The sequence below is a fragment of the Dyadobacter crusticola DSM 16708 genome (assembly GCF_000701505.1).
Taxonomy (GTDB): domain Bacteria; phylum Bacteroidota; class Bacteroidia; order Cytophagales; family Spirosomataceae; genus Dyadobacter; species Dyadobacter crusticola.
Window position 1 is genome coordinate 135,221 of sequence record NZ_JNJB01000012.1, and the last position, 27,000, is coordinate 162,220.

Genomic DNA, 27,000 nt, shown 5'->3' on the forward strand with positions numbered 1-27,000 from the left:
AGCAAAATGCTATTTAGGCGCAATCCGATCAGGCGGTAACTTCCGTGCTTTTTACGTATTCTTCGATTTTGAAGGCTACTATTTCGGCAACTTTCACCGTGTGATCATCTTTATTCTGATACTGGCGGTAATTTATCTTACCTTCCACAGTTACCATTTTCCCTTTTTCCAGCAACGATTCACACCTTTGCGCCAGCTGTCCCCACGCTACGATTGAATGCCATGCTGTTGTTTTAACTTCCTCCTTATTCTTATTCGTATATACCTCGTTAGTAGCAAGCGAAAAGGTGGCCATTTTACCTCCTTCAAAATCTTTTACATTGATTTCACGTCCTACGTTTCCGATCAGTTTTACTGAGTTCATGGTAATTGATGTTTAGAATTGGATATTATTTACTGTCGATCAGGCGACAATGCAAAGTTGTGTTCAAGCAAAAAATTGATTCGGTTGTTAATCATTTATAAGCATATGAAAACATTTGCAGCCATTTGCACGTGGAAAAACGCGTTTATTGGTGTCAAATGAATTTTACTATATTGCGAGCAGAGAGGTATGCACACTGTAACAGATCCGTCGGGACCTGAGCAAAATTTTGAATGATGAAGAATTGCCTTGAATGCGAAAAACCGTTAATGGGGAGAGTAGATAAGAAATTCTGCTCCGATATGTGCCGGAACAGCTACAACAACCGGCTCAATTCAGATTCTTACAATGTGGTAAGAAATATGAACAACCAGCTCCGGAAGAACAGGAGAATACTGGAAGAATTTTGCCCGGAGGATAAATCAAAGACTACCAAAAGTGCATTGCTGGGCAAAGGTTTTGACTTCAATCTGATCACAAGTATACGTCCCACCCTGAAAGGCAGTATTTACCATTTCGTTTACGATTATGGCTATCTTGAACTCGAAAACGATTTTTATCTCATCGTGAAAGACAAACGTCTGGAGAAATAAATATTTTTGCACCGAATCAAAAATCCCCGGAATGAAAAAAGTAAGCCTGAGCGACTCCGGTCCAAAAGTATCAGAAGCAATTTACGGCTTCTGGAGGTGGGCGGATGAAGGTACTGCGACCACCTCACAAATCGAAAAAACAGTTAACCTCTGTCTGGAACTGGGTATTAATACTTTTGACCACGCGGATATTTACGGAGATCAGACAATTGAAGAACATTTCGGCAAAATCATTCACAATAAATCTTTCAAGCGAGAAGATATTGTCCTATTCAGCAAATGCGGCATCAGGCATTCCGGTAACAGGTACTCGAAGTATTACGACACCTCGCGAGAACATATCATCGAAAGTATCAATGGCTCTTTAAAGAGGCTGCGAACAGATTATCTCGACATTTTTCTGCTGCATCAGAGCGATTTCCTGTCAGATCCGGAGGAAACTGCAACTGCACTGGCCGAAATAGTTAAATCCGGTAAGACCAAGCATATTGGTGTGGCGAACTTTACGGTTTTTCAGCACCAGCTGCTGGCGTCATATCTTCGCATTCCCATTGTAACTAACCATATCGAGCTCAATTTGATGAACACTTCGGCAATTGAAGACGGCCGCATTGACTTCATCAAGCAAAGTTTCAGCAAGCCACTTGCCTGGGCGCCACTTGCCGGGGGAAAAATATTGAATGGCACCGAAGAAAGAGCAGTGCGCCTGAGGGCAAAACTGGAAGAAATTGGTAGGAAATACAATGCAAACATCGAGCAAACTGCCGTGGCCTGGTTGATGAAACTGGGAACTCTGCCCATTATCGGCTCTTTGTCCGAAGCGCGGATCAGAAATGCAGCAAGTGCGTCAGATATTGATTTGAGCCGGGAAGACTGGTACGAAATATACCACGCTTCCGGAAAATAATTGGTTACTGCTATCGGGTAAGCAGAATGCGCCATTCATTGCCGCTGCTTACCCGTTTTTCTTTTGCAAAGTCCCCCATGTTGATACCGAGCGAGAATTGCAGAAGACTGTTGAAGTAGCCCACCAGCGCACCCTCGGGTACTTCACCAAAAGTATTCACGTACCGTACTTTCCCCTGAAATACTGTTGAATCCTTTTTCTGGATGGTGACATGAATGTCGTCGCCGACTTTGACGTGCAGCTGATTAAATGTTTTTTTATCAATGTTGGTCCAGACATTCCCATACTGTACATCCAGCACCGGGATACTTCCCATTACTTTTCCGCCTTCAAACCTGGCTTTCTGATAAGGTATCCTGACCACCTGACTTGGTAGTTTCGGACCTACTTCCTCAAACGAAATAGCTCCTGATGCCAGCCGTGCGCCGGTAAATGCATACACGTCGCGACCGTGAAAAGTGTAAGATTCATTCGAGTTTTGCCGGCGGTTTTTAGCTTCATCAATCTCTCGGATCTCGCGGATTCCCATTTGCTCGGCCACGAGCGTAAGTGTTCCATTATCGGGTGTGACGAAATAATGTCCCGAGTTCGTGAGCAATGCAACTGATTTTCGGTCAGTGCCGACTCCCGGATCCACAACGGAGACGAAAACGGTACCTGTTGGCCAGTAAGGAGCAGTTTGAACAAGCCGGTAAGAGGCTTCCCAAATATTAAAAGCAGGAATTTCGTGCGTGACATCGTAGATCCGCACATCTTTCGATACGCCAGCAGCCACGCCTTTCATTGCTGCAACAGCCCCATCTTTCAAACCAAAATCAGATTGGAAAACGAGTATATGGTTAGGGGCAGCATTGTCTGACCTGCATTGGATGAACAAAAAAGCCCCAATTGTAAACAGAAACACGCGGATGATTTTTAACAAAACACTAGAACCTGCTTCCATCGCTTTTGAGTTTGTTAGTCCTGTTTTCTCAGCTGCTTAGCATCCAGTTTCCTGATAATGTCTTTTTTGTTAAAGAGTAGTCTCCAAACTGCAAAAGGCTGAGCGGGATTGTCTGAGCAAGTTTTACATACCGGGCTTTCCACGGCAACCGGCGCATTGTATACCATTAAAGTATCGCCAAGCCGCTGCAAATTATCCCCCGCTTCGGCTTTGTTTTTAGCACTGTACAAATAGGCACTGAGCAATTCACGCTCTTTCGGATCAAGGCGCGCGTTGTTCAAGTCACTTGCACCCAGTAACTCAATTTTTACTCCATACTCTTTCTGTAATGCGGCCACGACAGGAATTTGGTCCAAGGCTTCGCAAAGCTGCTTGCCATTCGCGGGATCGTTTTCCAGCTCTTTCCTGAGTGACTTTTCTGTGATCTGAGCAATTTTTTTACCCCATTCATTGGCTGAATAAACGAGTTGTGTGTTTGTAACACGTTTAATCTCAACAGATTTGATCTCGCTTTTCAACTCTTTGGTTTGCTCGATCCTGTTGTTTGAATTACAGGCAGCCAGCAATACTCCTGCCATTAAAATGTATATAGTCTGTCTCATAAACCTATCAATCTTTTGTATTTGCCCTAAGTAGTGATCATTGTCCCAACGGTTCATTCCGGCTAAAATTCGTATCTTTGTGCCCCAAATACAGCGTGCCAAAGATATTCAATAAAGATGATCGATAAGTTAGCAGCCATAAAAGAACGCTTCGAAGAGGTTTCTCAGCAAATCATACAACCGGAGATCGTATCTGATTCCAGCCGGTATTCCAAATTAAGCAAGGAATACAAGGATCTTGGCAGAATTGTGGAGCATTATGAGCTTTATCAGAAACTGCAGAAGGATATCGCTGGCACGAAGGAGCTCATTGCGACCGAAAAAGACGAAGAGTTGCGTGAAATGGCCAAAGAGGAGCTCGATGAGCTCACTCCCAAACTGGAAGAGTTAGAGCAGGTTATCAAAGAATTGCTGATCCCGAAAGATCCCAATGACAGCCGGAACATTATCCTGGAAATCCGGGGCGGTACCGGCGGTGATGAAGCTGCTATTTTTGCAGGCGATTTGTTCAGGATGTACCAGCGCTTTTTCGAGAAAATGGGCTGGCGCTCTTCTATTATGGACTTTACGGAAGGCACCAATGGCGGCTACAAAGAAATCATCTGTAAGGTAGAAGGCGAAGATGTTTATGGGAAGATGAAGTTCGAATCAGGTGTACACCGGGTTCAACGCGTTCCTCAAACCGAATCTCAGGGCAGGATCCACACTTCGGCAGCCTCTGTGGCTGTGTTGCCCGAAGCAGAAGAAGTGGATGTGCAGATCAATATGAATGATGTGCGTGTAGATACTTTTCAATCGTCAGGCGCGGGTGGACAATCGGTAAACACTACTTATTCGGCGGTTCGATTAACACACATTCCGTCTGGTCTGGTAGTAAGCTGTCAGGATGAACGATCGCAGCTCAAAAACAAAGACCGGGCATTGGGCGTACTTCGTTCCAGGCTTTACGAGATTGAGCTGAAAAAGCACAATGACGCAATCAGTTCGCAACGCAAGTCCATGGTCGGCAGCGGCGACCGTTCTGACAAGATCCGAACTTACAACTATCCCCAAAGCCGCATTACTGATCACCGCATTGGTTACACGGTTTATAACCTCCCGGCCGTCATGGAAGGAGATATCGCGGAATTTATCGAGCGGTTGAGGATTGCCGAAAATGCAGAAAGAATGCAGGAGGGAGAAACGGTTTAAGCTTTTCAGATCAGAAACTGAATAGCTGAAAGTTCGCGGCCGACCTGCTGTACACCTTCCAGGATACGACGCGTTTGTGACGAAGAGGGCTTCTTAGTACCATTTATGTATTGTGCCAACAGGCTCTGATTCATATTGATTCTCTTGCTCAACGCATTCACATTGATTACTTTATAGAAATTAAAGAAACTTTGTAAATCAGGCCTCAGTACCAATTCATCGATATTATACTTAAACCCAAGATCTTCAAAAGCCAGGTTAACTGCATCAACGATATTCTTCTTTAAGTCTTCAAAGTCATCTCCCTGAGTAGCAATAAGCTTCCTACCTGCCGAAGAAGTAGCACTGTATCCTACCTCTTCTTTGATGATGTTAATTGTTAAAGTTGGCTTCTTCATCGCTTAGTTGTTTTAATCCCAGCCATTTTCAGTATCGATACCAACAGGCCTTTTTTAACTTCTTTCGGGCCATGATCGGGAACAATTAATTGCCGGTTTTTGCTAGGATGCTGCATAACAATGTGGCTGCCGTTTTGTCGAACATGGAACCATCCGTCTTTTGCAAGTAATCTTGAAGTTCACTGCATTTCATACAAAAGTAATAAATCTATTACCCGCGCAGATCTCTTGCTGCGAGCAACTTATTGAAAAACTTTATGTAGGAAGTCGAGTGATGATATCGAAGAAGGCTTTATTTCGCCTGATATTTTTCCTTGTAAGTTTTGGCTTTGTAGCTGTCGAACTCTTCTTTTTTGTAAAAATCGCCGCCTATAAAGGTAATGACCTCGTGAAATTCCTTTGGTTTCAGATAACCTGCGAGCGGCTGGATCATGTTGAATTTATCGTCTAAAAATACCGTCGTAGGATAACTTGGCTGATTGTTGGTCAACGCCAATGCGATTTCGTTGATACCCTTGCTACCTTGCGCCAGGTACTGGAATTTTTTGTCTCCCAATGTAATTGTCTCTTTTTGCTCTGCGTCCAGCTTCACAGCATAGTATGTCTTGTTGACGTAATCGACAACCGCCTTGTTCTTGAAAGTTTCACGGTCCATTACTTTACACCAGCCGCACCAGTCGGTATAAAGGTCTATCATAACCTTCCGCGGCTCCTGCTGGATTTTGGCATAAGCCTCTTCAATCGTCATCCATTGGATCTGCGCGGTTTCCTTTTTTTCAGTATCGGACTTGAAACTTGTTAAAATAAATGCAACAGCTGCGACGATCAGGTTGCTCAAAATGAGGTTTTTCATACAAATTTTGTTTTCTAACCAAAGAACAAGAATTACCGCCGATTTATTTCGCTGCGGTTTTGGATTTAGCAAATGAAATAAGGATCCCACCCGCCACAATCAGCAGCATTCCGGCCAGCATCGAAACGGAAGGTATCGACTCGCCCATTAAAAATCCAATCAGTACCGAAAAGAGGATATTGGAATAACCAATCGCTGCGACCCGCCCTGCTTTGTCAAATGTAAAAGACTGTGTCAGCATTTTCTGCCCCATCAATGCGGTTAGTCCGAGGGCAAGAAATCCCAGCCACTGCCACGAGCTTTCGGGCCATTTGAATGTACCGATGAGAAAATCAAGGTGCTCAATAGGATAGTAAGTGCCTATCAGCATTGAAACGATCGGCATTACAATCCCGCTTAGCATGAAAGACAGGATGATAGCGCGGGTATCATAAACCAGCCCGAGCTGCCGGATAGACAGATAAGAGACTGCAGTTAAAAGTGCATTGCCAAGTCCGAGCGCATTGTCGCGCAGGGAAGTGGAAAGATCCGGCCTGAACACCAGCAAAATACCGGTAAAGCCTATAAAAATTGCCGCCCACTCACCTTCATTCAGCGTTTCGCCGATCAACAGCCAGGAAAGTAATGCGAGGAAAATCGGGTAAGTGTACTGGTAGGTTGAAGCGCGGCCCAGTCCGAGTGTTTGAATGGCATAAAAAAGCATATACAGTGACAGTGTCCCCACTACTCCTCTGAAAATCAACAAACCCAGCTTCCCGCCGCGCTGAACAAGCGGTCGCTGGCGGATGCTGCTGAGCACAAAAACAACCCCGACAATATTCCGGAAAAACACCAATTGTACAATGTGAAAATCACGGCCCAGCCATTTGGATAGTGCGGAAGTTAGCGAAAAGAAAAATGCCGCCCCGAGCATTAAGTAAATGCCTTTATGGGATGCGTTGCGAGGAATGTCTGCGGAAGAAGCCACCTTTTAGATTTTGGACAAAGATAAGCGATTGGGCATTCGGTCATAAAACGAATGCAATTAGCTACCTTTGCGGCCGTTTGGTGCCCGTAGCAACTTCAATACTGCTTTTCGTGGCTTAATAGGGAATTTCGTTAAAACCGGAAGCTGTCCCCGCAACTGTAAGTCTGTTCCATTGACCCGATCTTCTAAGCCACTGTTGAAAAACGGGAAGGCACCGGGCCAAAAGGCGAGCCAGGAGACCTGCCAGATCATTCGTGCTACAACGCTTTCGGAGGAAAAGCAGCGGGCCTGTTACTATCCAGAGAATACCCAGGTGACTTTTGTAAAGCGGATTTTGATTTTGGCAGGTATTGCGGCAGGGACTTGTCTTCCGGTACTAACCCATGCACAAACGGACTCTATTGCTTTGCAGCCGGTCAATATCAAAGGTTTTGTGCCTGAAAAGTTTATGAGCGGCCTGAAAGTGCAGCAAATCGACTCAGCCAGTCTGCTTACATTTCAGTTTCAGAACATCAGTGAACTGCTGTCCATTCATACCCCGATCTCATTCAACAAATATGGCCCGGGACAGCTTACCACCGCATTCTTCCGGGGAACATCGGCTAACCACACGGCTGTACTCTGGAATGGATTGAATATCAATTCGCCCATTTTGGGACAAACTGACTTTTCAACCATACCAGTCGCCGGGTTCGATGCATTGTCAATTCAATATGGTTCAGCTGCGAGCATTGTGGGAACTGACGCAGTTGGCGGGAGCATTTTGCTGAATAGTGCTGCGGCGGAGAATGGGTTCAAAGTGCTATTGGGAAATCAGGTCGAAAGTTTTCACAATTATCAGAAGCAACTTGCTACCCGCTATGGATCGACGCTACGGAACAGCTGGCGGGTTTCCGGGAAAACCAGTTTTTACGATAACCGGATGAACAACCACTTTCCCTACCGGCAGCGGCGGGAATATGCATTGCTACCTTCGGAAACATTCCAGCGCGGAGTGGTTCAGGATATTTTTCTTATTGGTAAAAACAATCAGGAAATCTCTGCGCATGCCTGGCTTACCAGCAACAAACTGACCACTTCGCCGGCTGATACTGCGGGCCGCGAGCTCACTTTAACCAAAGCCTACCGGGCGATGCTGCGATATAATTTTCACGATTTTACAGCACGTGCAGCCTGGGTGCGCGATATCATTGATTACGCAAAAGGCAATTACCGCCAGCTCGACCATGCTGTAACCGATAAATTTTCAAATCGCATTGAAAAGGATTTTGACTTCGCACTGAATCAAAGTGGCAGCAATATCTCGATAAAGGCAGGAGCGGAATGGACGCATTACCGGGCCAAAGTAGCTGGCTACGAAACTCCTGTGATTACGGAAAACCGCGGCGACCTTTTCCTCCTTACCCGCTGGCAGGCCAATGCACCATTAGTGGTATCCCTCAATCTTCGTCAGGCGCTGACAACAGGGTATAATCCGCCATTTACCCCATCACTGGGCGCCGAATACCAGCTGATTAATTTACCAGATTATAAGTTAAGGCTCGAAAGCTCGGTTGCGAGAAGTTACCGTGTGCCTACTCTAAATGAACGCTATTGGGCAGTACTTGGCGATCCCCATATCAAGCCTGAGAATGGCTGGAACAAGGAAGCCGGAATCGAGCAAACCCTCGTTATTTCACCTAAAAGCCTGTTAAATGTAACTATAACAGCTTATCACAACCGGATCAGGGATTGGACTTACTGGAATCCGGCCAAAAATTATCGCATTGAAAATTTACAGCAGGTACTTGCTCGCGGACTGGAAATCCAGGCAGGGTGGCGCGGCAGCATAGATGTAACCCAACTGGGAACGAACCTGACCTACGCATATAACAAAAGCATTCAGGAGAGAGCCTATGATGCATATTCTGCTGATGTCATCGGAAAACAGCTGCGTTTTGTGCCACTCCATACAGCCGGGCTGAATGCATTTGCGCAATATCGAAATACCAAGCTCACAGGTCAGCTGCAATTTGCGGGCAAGCGGTTTACTACTTTTGACAATACCACTTTCCTGAAAGAATATGCACTGCTCCATTTGATTGCAGAAACCTCCTTTTCGTTTGGCAAAGTATATTTGCGGATGCAGGGACAGATCAACAATGTGACAAATACGTTTTATCTGAGCGTACAAAATAATGCACTGCCCGGCAGAAGCTTCGCGATCAACCTGATCGCAGCCTTTGACTCAAATGCAAAAACGCCGCGGAATTGACCTTTTAAGTTTGAATAACACTTTTTATATAAATCAAAATCAAGATGAAACAACGATTATCAAGAGTACTTTACTTCATCGCATTCTCAGCAGCAGTCTCCTCATGTAACCAAAGTGATCCCGAGCCGAAAGGGGATTTTGCAAGAGGCGTTTTCGTGGTGAATGAGGGTAATTTCGATCAGAATAATGGCGCTATCTCATTCTTAAAACGCGAAAATACCACTGCCGAAACCGATATTTTCTCCAAAGTAAATGGTTCCGGCCTGACAGGCGGCGTACAGGGTTATGCTGCGTCGGGAGAGTACGGTATCATCCTGGTTGATAATTCCAAAGCCGGAATGGACAAGGTTGAGTTTGTAAATGCATATACTTTTCAAAGACAAGGTACAATTGGTGCGCCGGACATCGAGAACCCAAGAGAAGTTGTAGTTGCTGGAAACCGCGCTTACGTTTCTTGCTGGGGTACCAATGCCGACTACAACTACACAACTGGCTACATTGCCGTGATCGACCTGAACACAAGAAAGGTAACCAAGAAAATTGCGATTGCCGACGGACCGGAAAACCTGGTATTTACGACAGGTAAGTTGTTTGTAGGAACAACCTCCAACACAGGAGGCAAAACGCTGTATGTAGTAGATACAAATGCCGAAGCGGTAACAAAAACGATCAACGTGGACGGTACACCTACGCCTATCGGCATTGATGCGAATGGAAAATTGTGGGCTGGTGCTGGTATTAAGGCAGTGAGGATTGATCCGGCTTCTTATGCGATTGAAACAACTTTGCCGATTGGTACTGATGCAAAGAAATCAGCAGGTAATTTTGCATTGACCAATGACCTGAGATCCATTGTTTTCACATTGTCACATTACGACGCCAACTACGTTTCACACGGAGAAACCTACAAATTCGGCATCAACGATGCGCAGATCAGTCTGGCTACCCCGCTTATCAAAAGGGTTTTCACGGGTTTGGCAATTGATCCGTCACAAGGTTTGATCTACGCAGGAGTAACACCTTCTTACGCGCAGGCAGGGTATGCAGTCCGCTACCGCGCCGACGGCTCGCTTGTTGATTCTGTGAGAGTAAATGTTGCGCCGACAGGATTCTTCTTTCAATAGGTTTTAAATCAAATGCAAAAAGAGCCTCTGACATTCAGGGGCGCTTTTTGCATTTAAATACTTATGAAAAAAATTACTTGAAAAAACCTTGCGGATCAGGCATTTTGGCTTTCAGCAGTTCCACAAATTCAAAATTCATTTGTGACAAATCCAGCAGCCGGCCTTTATGTAAATGCTCCCAGGATTTATCGAGTTCATTGAGGTTATAATGTAAAAGCGACAAATTGTACTGTCCGAGTGCGTAAGTTGAATCCACCGCAGTAGCATGTTTCAGGAGCTCGGCGGCTTCATCCAGTTCTTCTTTCCGGCTGGTAATCGCATAAAGTTTCAGGTCGACAGTTGAAAGGTCCACCAATAGCGGAACATTATCTCCCTGCAGACTAACTCCCTTACTCAGCATCCGCTTCGCATCCACCCAATTTTCACGCTGGTAAGACACTACCCCCAATCCCCAGTAAGCTTCCACATTCTTATCGTTGAGCAGCTGCGCAAGATTGAAACGATAGCAGGCAGTATCCAGCGAACCCTCTTGCAGGTACTCCCACGCACGGGCAGCAAAAAAGCTGCTGGCTTCTGTACGACTTGGAAAAGACTTGTCGCATTCACTCAGGAACTTGATTTCTTCGTCAATCTGCTCGGAGGTTTTACTTACCTCACCAAACAGCGGAAGAATGCGTCTTTCTTTTAATTCCAGGGGTTTCTTCTGCGTCGTATTCGTACCTGAGGTGGCGGCGCTGGCGCTTGCAAGATGCGTGTTTTGCGCAAGGCCAAAGACAGGTATAAGAACCGCAAGCCAAACAAAAACAGATTCTTTCATATATTACTTAAATAGAGAAACAGGTTTTCTATTGTCCAAGTTAAACGGTTTTATCGGGAATGTATTGCATTATTTCCGTTTACTTCTCCCCCCGGAACCCCTCCGCTTTTGCCCGCCTTTTGAAAGATCTTTGGGTTTGCTGTGGTAGGTTTTCTTCTTCTCGTGAAATGCGCCTAGGAAGGTTGGATCTTCTCTGCGTTTCTGATTATCGATTTCGCGGAGCATATCCTGGCGCTCAGGAATGGGTGTCGGCGCGATATCCAGATCTTCGGGCAGCTCCTCCCGCGGAATTTCCATTCGGATAATCTGTTCGATCTTCCGGATGTGGTATTCGTCGGCCATTGTCATAAATGTGATCGCCTCTCCTATCTTATTTGCCCGTCCGGTGCGACCGATCCGGTGCACATAATCTTCATAAATGAGCGGAACATCGAAGTTGATCACGTGGCTTACTTCGGTGATATCTATCCCACGCGACACCACGTCTGTGGCTACCATTACGCGCACAGAGCCTGAACGGAAAGCTTCCATTGCATTGATACGTGTATTCTGGCCTTTATTGGCGTGAATTACTTTCAATTCATTTTCTCTTACTACCCGATTGAGGAGGTTATCGTGTACCAAACCTGCGACTTCCCGACTTCTGGTAAATACCAGGACGCGGTTAAAATCGTCCCTCGTTTTCAGAAAGTATGAGAGCAGGTTAATTTTTGTACGAAAGTTGGGCACCTCGTATAAAGTCTGCGATACCATTTCAGCAGTTGTGGCCTGCGGAGTAACTTCGATACGCGTTGGGAATTCAAGGAATTCGTGCGATAGCCGCTCTACTTTTTCGGAAAAAGTAGCTGAGAAAAGCATATTCTGCCTTTTTCTCGGAATAATTTCCAGTAGCTTCCTGATCTGCGGCATAAAGCCCATATCCATCATTTTATCCGCCTCATCGAGCACCATCACATTTAGGTGCTTTACCACGATCTCTTCCTGAAAGTATAAATCCATGAAACGGCCGGGAGTCGCAACGATGATATCGACACCTTTACGCAAATTCTCGATCTGCGTTTTAGGGCCAACTCCGCCATACAACACTACCGTGCGGATATCTGTATACTTGGACAATACGTGAATGGCCTCAGAGATTTGCATTGCGAGTTCCCGCGTTGGCGCCATGATCAATGCACGCGGATGTTCACCCTGTGCGAATTTAATGCGCATCAGAAGCGGCAAAGTATAAGCGGCTGTTTTCCCGGTACCGGTTTGCGCAATACCTAGTATGTCTTGTCCGGCCAATGCCAGCGGGATCGCCTGCTCTTGAATCGGTGTAGGTTCTGTGTAACCCGCTTCTTCAATTGCATTCAGTAATTGGCGGTTGAGCTTGAACTGCTCAAATTTGTTTTGCGTAGTCTGCATTCTGCAAAGTTACGAAAACTAAGACAGCAGCGGGCTTTCAGGCACTTACTACTGCCTCAAAGCAAGAAAAGCACAGTGCGTTTACACTATGCTTTTTCTTATTGTATTTAGTAAGAATATCAACCTAACCGGGCCAGCGCTTCTTTCAGAGTTTCAATCTTGGCTTCCGCGTCAGCCTGCTTTTGCCGCTCCTTCTCGACAATATCCCCTTTTGCATTCTGGACAAAGCGCTCATTCGAAAGCTTTTTCAAAACAGCATCGAGGAAACCCTGCGTGTATTCCAGTTCTTTCTGCAAATTTTCGCGCTCCGATTCCGCGTCCACCTCATCAGCCAGATTGACAAAAAATTCATCCGATTTCACGCGGAATGAAGTTCCTTCGCCTTCTTCGGTCACGTATTGAACAGCTTCCACATTTGCGAGCTTCCGAATTAGACTTTCCAGTCGATTGTAGCGTTCAGCAGCATCGGTGCGGATTGCCAATGGAAGCTCAATTTTCGGACTGATCCCTTTGGTATTCCGGATATTGCGAACAGCTGAGACGAGCTCAAAAAGTATCTCAAAATCAGTCAGCAAAGCCTGATCGCTTTCTTTTGCTTGCGGGTACGGAGCAATGCAAATCGAATCATTTTGCGCCCGCTCAATGATATTCTGCCAGATCTCTTCCGAAATGAAAGGCATAAACGGATGCAGGATCCGCATTAAGCGATCAAAAAAGTCGAGCGTCGCATTGTATATCTCCGCGTCGATCGGCTGCTCGAAACCCGGCTTAATCATTTCCAGGTACTGTGCACAGAAATCGTCCCAGATCAATTTATAAACCGAATTCAGCGCGTCGGAAATACGGAATTTGGAAAAATGATCGTGTACCTCTGCCAAAGCCTGGTTCAGCTTGCTTTCAAACCAGCGAACCGCCAGCAACGAACCTTCGGGACTTGCAATCTGAGCATCAACAGTCCAGCCTTTTACAAGCCTGAATGCATTCCAGATCTTATTTCCAAAGTTCCTGCCTTGCTCCACCAGCTTTTCGTCATAAGGCAAATCATTTCCCGCCTGCGAGCTGAAAAGCATTCCGGTACGGATACTATCGGCACCATATTGTTCGATTAAATCGATCGGATCAGGCGAGTTACCAAGTGACTTGGACATTTTCCGACCAAGCTTGTCACGTACAATGCCAGTCAGATACACATTTTTAAAAGGATACTGACCGCGGTACTCGTAACCTGCAATGATCATGCGCGCAACCCAGAAGAACAGGATCTCAGGCGCCGTAACCAGATCATTTGTAGGATAGTAGTAGTTAACCTCTTCATTATCGGGCTCTTTGATCCCATTGAAAACAGAAATTGGCCACAGCCATGATGAAAACCAAGTATCGAGTACGTCGGGATCCTGGGTGATATCTTCTTCTGTCAATGCAAAAAGCTGGTATTCATGCTGCGCCTTTCGCAAAGCTTCGCGTTTGGATTTGGCAATAATGATCGTACCGTCTTTCAGGTAGTAAGCCGGAATGCGGTGGCCCCACCAAAGCTGGCGGCTGATATTCCAGTCACGCACATTCTCCATCCAGTGGCGGTAGGTATTTTTGAATTTGGGAGGAAGCAGCTGAACAGTATCGTTCATTACATTCTCGAATGCAGGCTTGCTGATCTTCTCCATCTTCAAAAACCACTGCTCCGAAAGACGCGGCTCGATAACTGAATTCGTACGCTCAGAGTGACCTACATTGGATTTATACTCCTCCGTTTTGACGAGGTTGCCTGATTCTTCGAGCATTTTAATGATCTTTTTACGCGCTGTAAAACGATCTTCGCCTATCAATATCTGCGCTTTTCCATTCAACGTCCCATCTTCATTGAGCAGGTCAATGATTTGCAGGTTATGCTTTTTTCCCAGCTCATAATCATTGGTATCGTGCGCCGGCGTTACTTTCAGCGCGCCTGTACCAAATTCCATTTCTACATATTCATCTGCGATAATTGGAATAGCACGGTCAATGAGCGGGATCAGTACTTGTTTACCAATTAAGTGCTGGTAACGCTCGTCAGCAGGATTCACACAAATCGCCACATCCGCCATAATGGTCTCCGGCCGGGTAGTAGCGATCACAACGCCTTCTTTCGTGCTTCCCTTTCCATTGTCCTCCAAAAGCGGGTATTTGAGATAAACCAGTTTCTGATTCACCTCTTTCATGATCACTTCCTCGTCAGAAACGGTAGTCCGCGCCTGCGGGTCCCAGTTGACCATTCTGTGGCCGCGGTAAATATCACCTTTATTATATAGGTCAATAAAAACGTCGATCACCGAATCGTACAAGTCCGGCTCCATCGTGAAGCGCGTACGGTCCCAATCGCAGGAAGCGCCAATCTTGCGGAGCTGCTTGAGGATGATACCGCCGTATTTGTGCGTCCATTCCCAGCAATAATCAAGGAATTCCTCGCGCGTAAGATCCTGCTTGTTAATCCCCTTTTCCCTGAGCATTGCCACTACTTTAGCTTCGGTAGCAATGGAAGCATGGTCGGTACCAGGCACCCAGCAAGCCTCTTTGCCTTCCATTCTGGCTTTCCGGATGAGGATATCCTGAATTGTATTATTAAGCATGTGGCCCATGTGCAGTACACCTGTCACATTGGGAGGTGGGATTACGATCGTGTAAGGCTCTTTATCAGGATTGGGTTTTGAGTTAAAAAAACGGTTATCTATCCAATAAGAATACCATTTGTCCTCAATTTCCTGGGGAGCGTATGTTTTGGAAATCATTGTGTAGTCAGAAATTTACCTAAACTGGCGATTGCGCATTAAAAGCAGGCAAGTTAGGATTTGCGGCCGATATTTCTAAGAAATCGCCGCTTTGGTTAGCGGCAGCCAAACCGTAAATACGCTGCCTTCGCCAGGTTTGCTCTGTACTTTTACAGTACCCTCATGCGCCTCCACCATTTTCTTGACATAACTTAATCCCAGCCCAAAACCTTTTACATCGTGCACATTCCCCGTAGGCACGCGGTAGAATGTGTCGAAAATGCGCTGCTGCTGCTCACGCGTCATTCCGATACCTTTGTCTGCGATGGAAATGGCTATTCCCTCGTTTTCGTTCCAGGTCCTTATCGCAATGTGCAGTTTATCAGGCGAGTACTTGATTGCATTATCGATCAGGTTGTTCAGGATATTGGAAATATGTACCTCGTCCGCGGCTACAATCTCGTCGGTTGCTTCAAAATCAAGATCCACTTCCCCGTCCTGCTGCTCTATCTGTACGCTTTGCCCGTTCAATGCTTTTCCAATCAGATCGTGCATATTGGCTTCACTGATTTTAAGCTTAACATGACCTTTATCGAGCAACGCCATTTGCAGTACTTTCTCCACGTGCGTTCCGAGCCGCTTGTTCTCTTCCCGGATTATGCCCAGGTACCTGTCGAGCCGCGGATTGTTGCTCTGGGGAAGCTTGGCCGAGTTCTCATGCGCCATTTCCGCTGCCAACGCGATAGTGGAAATGGGCGTTTTAAACTCGTGGGTCATGTTATTGATGAAATCGTTTTTAACATCTGAAAGCTTTTTCTGACGAAGGATTGTGGTGACTGCCATGTAAAAGCAAGCCAGTATCACCAGGATCAGAATACCGGATCCGCCAAACATCACACCCATATTGCTCAAAATGTAACGCTGCTGATCGGGGAAAAAAACATATAAGGCGCTCTGTGCATTCAAAGTTTCACTGGGAAAAAGAGAAGCTTTGTAGGATTTCTGTTCCCATTCACCCGGCCGCAGGCTGGCGGTCGAAAAGATCAGGCTGTCGCCCGCCTGTCCGCGCACGGCGAATTCATAAGGCAGGGTAATCCCATTCTGCACCAATTGCTTTTTAAGCAAAGTATCCAGTAAAAAGCGGTTGACGCGTTGTTCAATTGGTCTTTTGGTATAAATAAAATCCTTCATTACCTCTTTCAGCAGCTCAGCGCGGTCGGGCTCGCCTACATTCATGGTAATTCCGGATTTCCTGCCCGCTTTACTATTTGGCAGCGCTACCTTCCGGTTTGCGGCCCCGCCCGATACCGAGTCGCGGTTAGCATGTGAACGTGCGCCATTCTTCGTAGCCTCGGTATCATAAACACCCCTGAATGCATTGCCAAGTCTCTTTTCATCATCCAGCCGGCGGCGCATAAACTCATCTATACCCGCCATACCATATTGCTGGGCCTGGAAAAACTCCTCCATAATGCGCTGCTGATGATCTACCATGATGCGGAAGTTGGGGCTTAACACATCGGTAGGTACCGCCTCGGTGATAATCTGGTAATGGATTTCCTCTCCGTTCGGGCCAATCGCGATTTCGAGCTTGGGCTGTACAGCCCTGGTTTGTTCCGGCCGCGGCTGGCTGTTTGGCGGAGTAACCCGTTTCATGGGCATATTCCTGAGCTGGGCAATGCGGTCGAGCTTGCTTTTCTGCTGCTCTGCTTCAATCCTCCTTTGCAGGAGATACATCATTTCCTGCTTTTCAAGCCGGTGTACCACTTCCTGCACCGATTCGGACACTTTCTGGTTAAACTGGTCATTACGGATCGCGATAGCTTCCCGGATCCAGTACCACTGAAACCCGATCAGGCCGATCAATGCAATGCACATCAAACCAACTATAATCTGAATTTTCCGCTTTGTCATAAAATTTCATTTCGCCGGTGCAACACCTTCCTCCACTTCACCGACATTCTTGCTGTAACAAATTTAAGGTATCAGGTTCTGCCGCATTTGCTTTTAACATTATTTAACAACTGTGAAATCCTGGACTTTATACGAGCACAATCCATTCATACACATAACCAAATGCAACCTATGAAAGCTGTATTTATCCAAAAGCTCACCTTTTCAATGCTATTGATTTCCGCTGTGATCGGGAATGCATTATTTGCCCAGTCCAAAGAAGAACGGACACCCGAAGAAAAAGGCAAAAAGTCGAGGATTCACATTCAGGTTACCGAAGATGATAATGGTGAATTGAAGAGAATTGAAAAAGACTATGAAGTAGGCGCAATGACGCGGGAGGAAAAGGATCGGTTTGTTGAAAAGGTACTCGACTCCCTGAATGTAGACAAAAAGAAAAAGCAGACGATCTCAATCACAATGGACGACGGAGCCGACAATACAATCACCAAAAAACGCAGGAAAACAATCATCGACCACCGCGACGATCGGGAGCCGCTTGCTTTTCACTGGAACAACGACTTTTCTTACGACTTTGATTCAGAAAAATTCCGCAACAACTTCCGCACTTTCGAAAGAGCAATTACTCCGAAAGCGAAGGTGTTCATGCGGGATATGGAGGATTTTGGAAAAAGCATGGGTGGTATATGGGAGAAGGAATCTGTAAAACCGGCTAGCGTGCGTGCATTGCAGGTTTATGCCAATAATCCCGACAACGGAATACTCAACTTACGCTTCGATGTGCCTGTAAAAGGCGACGTGAAAGTAGTGGTAACAGACACCAAAGGCAAAGAAGTTGGCAGCAAGGAGATCAAAGATTTTGAAGGCGAATTTGTAGGTCAGGTTGAACTTAAAAAGAATACAAAAGGCACCTTGTTTGTCACAGTTGTACAAAATGAAGACGGTGCCGTAAAGCGCATTGTAATTCCCTGATCAGGTAATCGACCCCTGTAATCCCCTCAAAACAACCATTGAGGGGATTTTTTATTTGTAAAAATTATTAGACAATTAGGCTGACATTTAGTAAGAATTGTAAATTTGCCTAAAATCCCACAGACTGCGACATCAATTTCCAGAGCAACATGCTGAATCTTATACTGTTTGGCCCTCCCGGCGCGGGTAAAGGTACCCAGAGTGAAAAAATCATTGCCAAGTACAATCTGATCCACCTTTCAACCGGCGATTTGCTCCGTTCCGAAATACAGGCGGGATCTGAGCTGGGGCTGAGGGCCAAAACGTTAATGGACCAGGGCATTCTGGTTCCGGATGAAGTAGTGATCGGAATGATCGATAATAAGCTCAAAGAACATAAAGATGCTGCCGGTTTTATTTTCGACGGTTTCCCGAGGACTGTAAAGCAGGCAGAAGCGCTGGATCAGCTGCTGGCAACTTACAATGAGAGCATTTCGGTAATGGTAGCATTGTCGGTAAGTGACGACGAGCTGCTTGCGCGCTTGCTAAACCGTGGTAAAACCTCCGGCCGCCCAGATGATCAGAATGTGGAGCTGATCAGCAAGCGCATTCAGGAATACAATAATAAAACAAGACCTGTGGCCGATTACTATGAGGAACAGGGTAAGTTTGTAGCCATAGACGGAATCGGTGAGATCGAACACATTTTCAGTGAGATAACTGCCAGCATTTCAAGTCTGCAGTAACCGGTTCTGACATTACACTATACTACACATGGCTTCATCCAACTTCATTGACTACGTAAAAATAAATGCCCGATCGGGCGCAGGCGGTGCTGGTTCTCTTCATTTCCGTCGTGAAAAACACGTTGAAAAAGGTGGTCCCGACGGCGGCGATGGCGGTCGCGGCGGCCACGTGATCCTGAAAGGCAATGCGCAGCTCTGGACATTGCTTCACCTTAAGTATACCAAACACGTCAAAGCCTTTGACGGAAAAGGCGGCGAAGGAGGAAGAAGGACAGGCGCAATCGGTAAAGACATTATTTTGGAGGTCCCGCTTGGGACGATAGCCAAAAACGGCGAAACGGGCGAAGAACTTTTTGAAATCACCGAAGATGGACAGGAAGTAATCCTGCTCAGAGGCGGCCGCGGCGGAATGGGAAATGACCATTTCAAATCCGCTACCAACCAGACTCCCCAACATGCACAGCCCGGCGAACCCGGCCTGGAAGCATGGATTATCCTCGAACTTAAAGTACTCGCCGACGTAGGTCTGGTAGGTTTTCCGAATGCAGGAAAATCGACACTGCTTTCCGTAGTATCTGCCGCACGGCCTGAAATTGCTGATTATCCTTTTACTACGCTGGTCCCTAACCTTGGTGTAGTGTCGTACCGCGATTATAAATCTTTCGTTATGGCCGACATTCCGGGTATCATCGAAGGTGCTTCGCAGGGTAAAGGTCTCGGGCTAAGATTTCTCCGCCACATTGAAAGGAACTCCATTCTGCTATTTATGGTACCCGCTGACAGCGAGGACATTGCCGCTGAGTATCAGACGTTGCTACAAGAGTTGAAGATTTATAATCCCTCTCTCCTAGATAAAAATCGCATCCTCGCCGTTTCTAAGACTGACGTTTTAACTGACGAAGAGAAAGTTGAGTTAAAAGGCCAGCTCCCTCACAACATCCCTACCATTTTAATTTCAGCAATAACTCAAGAAGGAATTGAACAATTAAAAGATAAAGTATGGGAGCTTATCAATTCGCCGTTTCCCGTAAAATAATAATTTCTTGAAACAAGCAACCAACTGACGCATATTGTGTGTCCGGTAAGTTACGTAAAAGAATATACAGCCACTATGAAACACTATCTACCATACTTATTTTGGGTAGGAATCAGTTTTTTATCATTCAATACTTTTGGACAAATTAGTATCGATTATCCGTCGGACCGCATGGTCTTTCAACGTGATAAAAACCTTTCAGCGACTATTTACATCTCGGGAAGTTATACCAAAGTTGTTGATAGAATAGAAGCAAAGCTCACCCCGCGAAACGACGGACCAGGCTCCAGAGATGATTGGAAAACCATTAAGCCTGATCCTAAAGGCGGTTTCTACTCAGGCAGTTTGGACGCGAGTGGAGGCTGGTACATCCTGGAAGTAAGAGCCTGGAAAGGCGATCAGATTGTTGGCTCGTCCCAGATCGACCACGTTGGTGTCGGAGAAGTTTTCCTGGTCGCAGGACAATCCAACGCACAGGGATACCAGAACATGGGCGCTCCCGGCGCTCAGGACGACAGGGTTAACTCTATCCGATACAACAACACACTGCCTCCCCGCCTATATGAAAATCTACCATACCCGAGTTTCGAGCACCTTAACTCAGATTCGGAGATTGCGCCTCGCGGCTACTCGGCCTGGTGCTGGGGCAAGCTCGGCGATAATCTTGCGGCGCGCCTCAATGTACCTATCCTTTTCTATAATGCAGGTTGGTATGGTACTGCTGTGAAAACATGGCGTGAAAGCATTAACGGAACCGGTTACTCAGTTTACACAGGTGTTCCCATTGATCCCAGTGGCATGCCTTACGGGAATATGCGCGCGGTTATACAAAGATATGCGCCGATCACCGGGTTAAGGGGGATTTTGTGGTTACAGGGAGAAGCTGATAATGACGTGAACACCTCTACCGACAGCTATGCGAACGATCTTAAAACTGTAATCGAAAGCATCAGAAATGAATCGGGGCACAATATCTCGTGGGTGGTTTCACTTACATCCTACAACAATAGGAATGGATCAGACCAGCAGGTAATTGAAGGTCAGCGCAGGGTGATCAACAATGTAGGGAATGTATTTGAAGGTCCTTCCACCGATCAGATCCAGACTCCGCGCATTGATCCTGATGGTGTTCACTTTATGAACGAAGGTTTAACACAGCTTGCTGACGCATGGACACAGCAGTTGAATGATAATTTTTTCGCCAATTCAGAACCATATAAGAGCGAGAGCCCGCTGCGTATCAACAGTTCCTGTGCGGGAAATGGGAATCTTACACTTACCGTCGAAAATGGGAACGTCAATTCTTTCAGCTGGAACAATGGCCAGAGCTCAAACAGCATTCAGGTTGGAAACGGCAGTTATCGTGCTTATGCAAGGGACGGCCGCGGCAACTTCATCTACTCACCTGAAATCCGTGTTTATGAAAGCATTCAGCCGAACCAGCCAACGATTTCAATCGAAGGGAGCAATCCCGTTTGTCTGGGCAACACGGCAGTATTAATCTCCAGTACCTCAGAAAATATAAGATGGAGCAATGGATTCACAGGTGACCGCCTGAATGTGACCACCGGCGGTGACTATTTCGTGACTACCACGAATGTATACGGATGCGAGGCGTCGTCCGAGAAGATTAACATGAGAGTCCTGAACTCGCCACTTCCTGCAAAACCAAAAATCGCTGCTTCCGGTGTACTTACGTTCTGTGACGGCGGTGAAGTAAGATTAACTTCCGATTCGAAGGAAAAGAATGTCTGGTCTAATGGAGGCCAGGAATCAAGTATTGTTGTAAAATCCTCCGGCGCTTATACAGTTCGCGCACTCGACGAGGTTGGCTGCTACTCTCCTGCTTCCGATGCAGTTGACGTAAAGGTAAATCCATTGCCGGAGAAGCCGGTGATATCGGCCAGCGGCAATACAGAGTTTTGTGCAGGTGGAAACGTCGCCTTGACTTCCAACTATGAAACCGGGAACATCTGGAGTACCGAAGCAACTACAAGGTCGATTTCTATTACAACAACCGGAAACTTCACACTCAAACAGCGTGACGCCAATGGTTGCGAATCTACTTCTGACGCTGTTGCTGTGAAAGTAAACCCGCTGCCTGCTACCCCACAGATCACTGCACTGCGGCCAACCACTTTCTGCGAGCGCGATTTTACTACACTGAGAAGCAGCGAAGCATTTTCATACCTGTGGAGCAATGGCGAAACTGGCCGCGATGTCGAAATCCGGGAGTCCGGTAACTTTACCATCGCTGCCAAAGATGAAAAAGGGTGCGTGTCGCCAGCATCAGCAGCTGTCCAGGTTATAAAAAATCCGCTACCTCAAACGCCCGTGATTAAAGCCGACGGCCCGACTACCTTCTGTGCCGATCTGAGTGTAAACCTGCAATCGACACAAGCGGCAGGATTTCTATGGAGCAATGGCGCCGCAACACAGACTTTGAAAGTAACCCAGGCTGGCGAATATTCTGTTCAGACGATCAATGAATTTCAATGCTACTCTGATCCAAGTAACAGAATTACCACAACGACACTTGCATTACCCCCTTCCCCAATTGTACAAGCACTTAGTGCAACTACTTTCTGCGATGGTGATACGATTACTTTACAGGCGAGGAATGGCAGCTTATTTTTCTGGAACAACGAGGAGGAAGGGCAAAATATATCGGTATTTAAATCGGGGAGCTATGCTGCACGGGTTAAAGATGAACAAGGCTGCTTTTCACCGTACTCAGCGGCTGTCGCTATTGACGTGAAACCTTCCCCCAGTGCACCTGAGATCAGGCAGCTCGGACCATTTACGTTGTTTGCAGAAAACAACCTGAATACCGGTGACCACGTTTGGAAGCTAAATGAAACTATATTGCCAGAAAATAGCGCGACTTTGAAAGCAATCAGGTCAGGGACCTATGTGGTTAACAATACGATCGTTTACAGCCCGACGCTCACCTGTTTTTCTGATTTCTCAGCACCTTTTACCTTTTACGCTGACAATGACAATCCGGGTTTTATAGCATTTCCAAATCCGAATTCAACCGGCAGACTTACTGTTGAAACAATCACGGATGTGGTCAATGCAGAAGTGCAAATCATTGACAGCAGGGGTGTAATCCACAAAAAATTCAAGGTGGCGAAATTTGATCGCCAGCACTTCTTCAATTTATCAGGACTTTCCAGTGGTATTTACATCGTCCGTATCGTTTCTACAAGTTTTAATGCAACTCAGAAACTTATAATAGTGCAGTAAATCGGGTTTAGAAAAAACGGCCAATCAAAAAAAGCAAGTGGTTATATTTTAGCCAAAATAATCATTTACATTTGTGTCCGTTTTGCGATTTAATACGTTAGAAAAATCCAATAAACTCAGATTGTTCGGAGATAGAAACTTTACCCGTATAAGAATTCCCAATGCATTATAGAATTATCCTCCAGGTAGTAGCGAAGGCACTGCTGTTGATCTGTATCATTACGTCTGCAGCATTCTCTCAGATCAGAATCACTTCTCCCTCACTTCAGTCAGTTTATCAAAGAGATGTAACTGGCCAGCGCGAAATTACGGTTACAGGTACATTTACCGTTCCTATGGACAAAGTAGAGGTGCGAGCTGTGCCCGTTGTTCAGGGACAAGGAGTTGATGCACCCTGGCAGGATCTTGAAGTAGCACCAAAAGGCGGCGTCTTTTCAGGAAACCTGAAGCTTTTTCAAGGTTGGTATACTTTGGAAGTAAGAGGCGTCTCGGACGGTAAAATCGTTGCAAGGGATGTTCTTTCCCGCTTCGGTATCGGAGAGGTTTTCATTATTGCAGGCCAATCCAATGCACAAGGCTTGAAAGAGTATCCGGGTCCGGGAGCTAATGACGACCGCGTCATTTACGTATCTAATTACGAGAATGATGAATTGGGAATGTACAAGGATCTGCTGACTGATCCTGTTGCGCCAGTTTTCTCAAAAGTAACTACCGGTCTTAAAACAATGTCACCGCGTGGACAAACGCCGTGGTGTTGGGGTATACTTGGTGATTTGCTCGTACAAAAGCTGAATATGCCGGTAATGTTCATCAACACAGCCTGGGAAGGTACAGCTGTGGAAAACTGGGCCCGCAGCTCTCAGGGATTGCCAACGGACAGCTACTATGGTTATCACTACGCTCCTCAAATGCCTTACGCCAATCTCCGTATCGCTGCGCGTAACTATGGAAATCAATACGGAGTAAGAGCGATTCTCTGGATGCAGGGTGAAACAGACGGCGCTTTTGGAACTACAGCCTCATTTTATCAGGCTAACATGCAGCAGATCATCAATCAGCTGAGCAGCGATACGAATAAGCGGATTACCTGGGTAATTGCCAGAACAAGCCGGGCTTCACTGGACAGCAGAGTTCCATCAAAGGTTTACCCACAGATTATCGCCGCACAGAATGCAGTGCTGGCCACCGATTTTAATCCGACTTACCCCGGCCCAGAAACTGATCCGCTCGTGCCTAACCGCCCGGATGGTATCCACTTCGTAGGCACAGAAGCATTGACTATTCTTGCAAATGCATGGAATGAAACCCTGGATGCAAACTTTTTCGCGACGGTAACACCAAGTGCACCCGCTCCGATCCCGACGGTAGAGGCAGCTTGCGTAACTGAAAACAACGCCGTAAGAATATCCCTGCCGACAGGTTACCAGTCTTACGAATGGAGCACAGGCGAAAAGAGCAGCAGCATTACCGTTTCAGCCGCCGGCACCTACCGTGCTACTGTAAAGGATGGAGCTGGAAATTCGCTTCTTTCGTCGGTTGTAGTTCTGGACCACGAAGCCAAACCTTCCCGTCCGAGTATTTTACAACAAGGGCAACAGCAGGCTTGCGCAGATTCTTCTTTTCAGTTTTCGGTAGCGGAAGGCAGCGATATTTACAGCTGGTACAAGCAAGGTTCAACAACTCCGCTGGCAACCGGCCCGACCGCCAAAATTGCTGAAAGTGGTGAATACTTCGTGAGAGCTGAAAATATATTTGGTTGTGTCTCCGAAAATTCTGCAAACTCTTCGCTCATCATCAGGCCGCAGATCTCGAAACCAGTGATTGCAGCTTCCGGTCCATTCAGTATTACCGCCAGCATCAGCGAAACTGGCTTGAACGAGCAATTTGCATGGAGAAGACCTGAGACCGAGACCGATACAATTACAGACATCGTTAAAATCCTGAAAACGGGTGTTTACTCTACCCGAGCACAAGTGGTTTTCACAATCAATGACAATAACAGCATTACCTGCTACTCAGATACTGCATCTCAGGAGTTTAAGACAAATGAGCAAAATGATGTTGTCATTTACCCAAATCCAAGTGAGGGTAACTTCATCTACATTGAGTCCCGCGACAACATAGCAGAAGCGGTTGTAACTATTTTCGATCTTTATGGGCGCGTGATCAAAACGACCAGCCCAAGGTTGCTCGACAGCCGAATGCAGGTTAATCTCGGATATCTTCCAACCGGCAAATACATTCTTCGCGTGACCGGTCAAGGACAAAGTCTAACCAAGCAGATTGTAATCAGATAATCATTTTTCTTGCCGGTATCAACCAAATAAGCCCCGCCAACACGGGGCTTATTTAGTATGATCCTAATTAAACAAAAGAAAAACTCAAGAATTTGATTGATAAACTTGCAAAGGCTAATTTTGAGATAAACGACAGGATACCACCTTGTACGTTTTTTTAAAAGAATCTTGAAGAATTCAGTATAGCACTTGTGCAATGAAAAACACTTATCTCCCATCGGATTATCTTCCCATTCTGGTCCAGTTTTTTCTGGCTGCCGCTTTCATAGGTGGAACAATGATTGTAACCCACCTGATTGGTCCTAGCCGCAAGAGCAAACTGAAAGATGATCCGTTTGAATGCGGTATCGAGTCGGTAGGTGATGCCCGTACTCCTATTTCTGTGAAGTACTTTCTGGTTGCGATTCTGTTCGTTTTGTTTGATGTGGAAGTAATCTTTATGTATCCCTGGGCAGTTAATTTTAAGGGACTTGGAATGTTTGGTTTTATTGAGATGTTGTTGTTTATGGCTTTACTATTGTCCGGTTTCTACTACGTGATCCGCAAGGGTGTACTTAACTGGGAAGAGTAGCCTGAACATTAGATATACAGGAAATTATGAAAGAAGTAACGATCGTGGAGGCTCCGCAAGGACACAGTGGTTCCGGTTTTTTTGCAACTTCATTTGATGAAGCTATTGGTTTGGCCCGCAGCTATTCGCTGTGGCCTTTGCCGTTTGCTACCTCTTGTTGCGGGATTGAGTTCATGGCAACAATGGGCGCGCATTATGATATTTCCCGCTTTGGTTCAGAAAGGCCGAGCTTTTCACCCCGTCAGGCAGATTTGCTGATGGTAATGGGAACAATTGCCAAGAAAATGGCGCCGGTTGTGAAGCAGGTATATCTGCAAATGGCTGAGCCGCGCTGGGTAATGGCAGTAGGTGCCTGTGCTACAAGCGGTGGTATTTTTGATACTTACAGTGTGTTGCAAGGGATTGATCGCATTATCCCGGTTGACGTATATGTGCCGGGCTGCCCGCCAAGACCAGAACAGATCATTGACGGATTAATGCAGATCCAGTACCTGGCACAGAATGAAAAACTGCGCCGCCGTAATACCGACGAATACCAGGAATTATTAGCATCTTATAACATTCAATAACCCATATGCTGACTAACCAGGAAGTTGCTGAGGCACTTTTGGAAAAATTTGGTGACCAGGTTTTTGATTTTGAAGAACCATACGGGCTTCTGACACTTTCTACAACCCGCGAGGAGATTTTGCCGCTGATGGAATTTCTCCGGGATCATAAGAACTACCAGGTTATATTCTTAACTGATTTGACAGGAATACATTTTCCTGAAAGCAAAAACAAAGAATTTCAGGTAGTGTACCACATGCACAGCTTTGTGCACAATTTCCGCGTGAGGATTAAGGTTTCACTGGCTGAGTCGGATTTGCATATTCCGAGCGCAACCGGGCTTTTTGCATGTGCCAACTGGATGGAGCGTGAGACTTATGACTTTTTCGGCATTTTGTTTGACGGACATCCTAACCTGATCAGGATCCTGAATATTGAAGAAATGGACTATTTTCCTATGCGGAAAGAATTTCCGATGGAAGATGCCACGCGTGAAGACAAAACTGATGCCCTTTTCGGCCGTTGA

23 protein-coding genes, 1 pseudogene and 1 riboswitch are annotated in these 27,000 nt (G+C 46.1%); of the genes and pseudogenes, 13 read left to right on the forward strand and 11 right to left on the reverse strand.

Annotation, left to right across the window (positions count from 1 at the left end):
- Positions 1–28: 28 nt before the first annotated feature.
- The gene (locus tag Q369_RS0116540; RefSeq protein ID WP_031528903.1) at positions 29–364 is read right to left on the reverse strand and encodes a single-stranded DNA-binding protein; all 336 of its coding nucleotides are present in this window, start codon (positions 362–364) and stop codon (positions 29–31) included.
- Between the two features lie 233 nt (positions 365–597).
- On the opposite strand from Q369_RS0116540, the gene Q369_RS0116545 reads away from it, so the two are divergent.
- Together Q369_RS0116545 and Q369_RS0116550 are read left to right on the forward strand one after the other, a co-directional pair.
- Complete coding sequence (locus Q369_RS0116545; RefSeq protein WP_031528904.1) at positions 598–957, forward strand: hypothetical protein; 360 nt, start codon at positions 598–600, stop codon at positions 955–957.
- Positions 958–988: 31 nt separating this feature from the next.
- Entirely contained in the window at positions 989–1,864 is an 876-nt protein-coding gene (locus tag Q369_RS0116550) for an aldo/keto reductase (protein ID WP_031528905.1), read from the forward strand.
- A gap of 10 nt (positions 1,865–1,874) precedes the next feature.
- Here Q369_RS0116550 and Q369_RS0116555 read toward each other — a convergent pair whose 3' ends face one another.
- Both Q369_RS0116555 and Q369_RS0116560 read right to left on the reverse strand, forming a co-directional pair.
- On the reverse strand, positions 1,875–2,807 hold the full coding sequence (locus Q369_RS0116555; protein WP_084165765.1) for an SAM hydrolase/SAM-dependent halogenase family protein: 933 nt from the start codon (positions 2,805–2,807) through the stop codon (positions 1,875–1,877).
- Positions 2,808–2,821: 14 nt separating this feature from the next.
- Positions 2,822–3,409 (reverse strand): hypothetical protein, encoded by a 588-nt coding sequence (locus tag Q369_RS0116560; protein WP_031528907.1) that lies wholly within the window; start codon positions 3,407–3,409, stop codon positions 2,822–2,824.
- 117 nt (positions 3,410–3,526) lie between these two features.
- Here Q369_RS0116560 and prfA point away from each other — a divergent pair, with 117 nt between their 5' ends.
- Positions 3,527–4,600 (forward strand): peptide chain release factor 1, encoded by a 1,074-nt coding sequence (gene prfA, locus Q369_RS0116565; protein ID WP_031528908.1) that lies wholly within the window; start codon positions 3,527–3,529, stop codon positions 4,598–4,600.
- A gap of 5 nt (positions 4,601–4,605) precedes the next feature.
- On the opposite strand, the gene Q369_RS0116570 is transcribed toward prfA, so the two are convergent.
- The 4 genes and pseudogenes from Q369_RS0116570 to Q369_RS0116585 all read right to left on the reverse strand — a co-directional run bounded on the left by Q369_RS0116570 (position 4,606) and on the right by Q369_RS0116585 (position 6,818).
- Positions 4,606–4,998, reverse strand: a complete 393-nt coding sequence (locus tag Q369_RS0116570; RefSeq protein WP_031528909.1) for a hypothetical protein — start codon at positions 4,996–4,998, stop codon at positions 4,606–4,608.
- Positions 4,995–5,159 (reverse strand): annotated as a pseudogene (locus Q369_RS29895) (type II toxin-antitoxin system HicA family toxin); the annotation flags it as partial. The pseudogene Q369_RS29895 and the gene Q369_RS0116570, both read right to left, overlap by 4 nt.
- 131 nt (positions 5,160–5,290) lie before the next feature.
- On the reverse strand, positions 5,291–5,851 hold the full coding sequence (locus Q369_RS0116580) for a thioredoxin family protein (RefSeq protein WP_031528910.1): 561 nt from the start codon (positions 5,849–5,851) through the stop codon (positions 5,291–5,293).
- Positions 5,852–5,894: 43 nt separating this feature from the next.
- The gene (locus Q369_RS0116585) at positions 5,895–6,818 is read right to left on the reverse strand and encodes a DMT family transporter (protein WP_229206865.1); all 924 of its coding nucleotides are present in this window, start codon (positions 6,816–6,818) and stop codon (positions 5,895–5,897) included.
- A 62-nt stretch (positions 6,819–6,880) separates the two neighbouring features.
- Positions 6,881–7,080: riboswitch (cobalamin riboswitch) on the forward strand.
- Positions 7,081–7,158: 78 nt separating this feature from the next.
- Between Q369_RS0116585 and Q369_RS0116590 the strand changes: the two genes are divergently transcribed.
- Together Q369_RS0116590 and Q369_RS0116595 are read left to right on the forward strand one after the other, a co-directional pair.
- Positions 7,159–9,072, forward strand: coding sequence for a TonB-dependent receptor plug domain-containing protein (locus Q369_RS0116590; RefSeq protein ID WP_229206866.1), 1,914 nt, complete (start codon positions 7,159–7,161; stop codon positions 9,070–9,072).
- Positions 9,073–9,116: 44 nt separating this feature from the next.
- Entirely contained in the window at positions 9,117–10,196 is a 1,080-nt protein-coding gene (locus tag Q369_RS0116595; protein WP_031528913.1) for a DUF5074 domain-containing protein, read from the forward strand.
- 73 nt (positions 10,197–10,269) lie between these two features.
- Here Q369_RS0116595 and Q369_RS0116600 read toward each other — a convergent pair whose 3' ends face one another.
- From Q369_RS0116600 to Q369_RS0116615, 4 genes are all read right to left on the reverse strand, one after another.
- Positions 10,270–11,013: a tetratricopeptide repeat protein gene (locus Q369_RS0116600; RefSeq protein ID WP_051664099.1), complete on the reverse strand. Its 744-nt coding sequence runs from the start codon at positions 11,011–11,013 to the stop codon at positions 10,270–10,272.
- Between the two features lie 69 nt (positions 11,014–11,082).
- Positions 11,083–12,420: a DEAD/DEAH box helicase gene (locus Q369_RS0116605; RefSeq protein ID WP_031528915.1), complete on the reverse strand. Its 1,338-nt coding sequence runs from the start codon at positions 12,418–12,420 to the stop codon at positions 11,083–11,085.
- A 119-nt stretch (positions 12,421–12,539) separates the two neighbouring features.
- Positions 12,540–15,182 carry a valine--tRNA ligase gene (locus tag Q369_RS0116610; RefSeq protein ID WP_031528916.1) on the reverse strand — a complete coding sequence of 881 codons (2,643 nt, stop codon included), beginning with the start codon at positions 15,180–15,182 and terminating at the stop codon, positions 12,540–12,542.
- Positions 15,183–15,257: 75 nt separating this feature from the next.
- Positions 15,258–17,075, reverse strand: coding sequence for a sensor histidine kinase (locus tag Q369_RS0116615; RefSeq protein ID WP_031528917.1), 1,818 nt, complete (start codon positions 17,073–17,075; stop codon positions 15,258–15,260).
- A gap of 171 nt (positions 17,076–17,246) precedes the next feature.
- Between Q369_RS0116615 and Q369_RS0116620 the strand changes: the two genes are divergently transcribed.
- From Q369_RS0116620 to Q369_RS0116655, 8 genes are all read left to right on the forward strand, one after another.
- A complete protein-coding gene (locus Q369_RS0116620) occupies positions 17,247–18,047 on the forward strand; it encodes a T9SS type A sorting domain-containing protein (RefSeq protein ID WP_229206867.1) in 801 nt (266 codons plus the stop codon).
- Between the two features lie 149 nt (positions 18,048–18,196).
- Positions 18,197–18,772 (forward strand): adenylate kinase, encoded by a 576-nt coding sequence (locus Q369_RS0116625; protein WP_031528919.1) that lies wholly within the window; start codon positions 18,197–18,199, stop codon positions 18,770–18,772.
- Between the two features lie 28 nt (positions 18,773–18,800).
- Entirely contained in the window at positions 18,801–19,808 is a 1,008-nt protein-coding gene (obgE, locus tag Q369_RS0116630; RefSeq protein ID WP_031528920.1) for a GTPase ObgE, read from the forward strand.
- Between the two features lie 171 nt (positions 19,809–19,979).
- Complete coding sequence (locus Q369_RS0116635) at positions 19,980–23,057, forward strand: T9SS type A sorting domain-containing protein (RefSeq protein ID WP_229206868.1); 3,078 nt, start codon at positions 19,980–19,982, stop codon at positions 23,055–23,057.
- 161 nt (positions 23,058–23,218) lie between these two features.
- Positions 23,219–25,354, forward strand: a complete 2,136-nt coding sequence (locus Q369_RS0116640; RefSeq protein WP_031528922.1) for a sialate O-acetylesterase — start codon at positions 23,219–23,221, stop codon at positions 25,352–25,354.
- Positions 25,355–25,550: 196 nt separating this feature from the next.
- Positions 25,551–25,925: an NADH-quinone oxidoreductase subunit A gene (locus Q369_RS0116645; RefSeq protein WP_031528923.1), complete on the forward strand. Its 375-nt coding sequence runs from the start codon at positions 25,551–25,553 to the stop codon at positions 25,923–25,925.
- Positions 25,926–25,951: 26 nt separating this feature from the next.
- A complete protein-coding gene (locus Q369_RS0116650) occupies positions 25,952–26,494 on the forward strand; it encodes an NADH-quinone oxidoreductase subunit B (protein WP_031528924.1) in 543 nt (180 codons plus the stop codon).
- 5 nt (positions 26,495–26,499) lie between these two features.
- Positions 26,500–27,000 carry an NADH-quinone oxidoreductase subunit C gene (locus Q369_RS0116655; RefSeq protein WP_031528925.1) on the forward strand — a complete coding sequence of 167 codons (501 nt, stop codon included), beginning with the start codon at positions 26,500–26,502 and terminating at the stop codon, positions 26,998–27,000.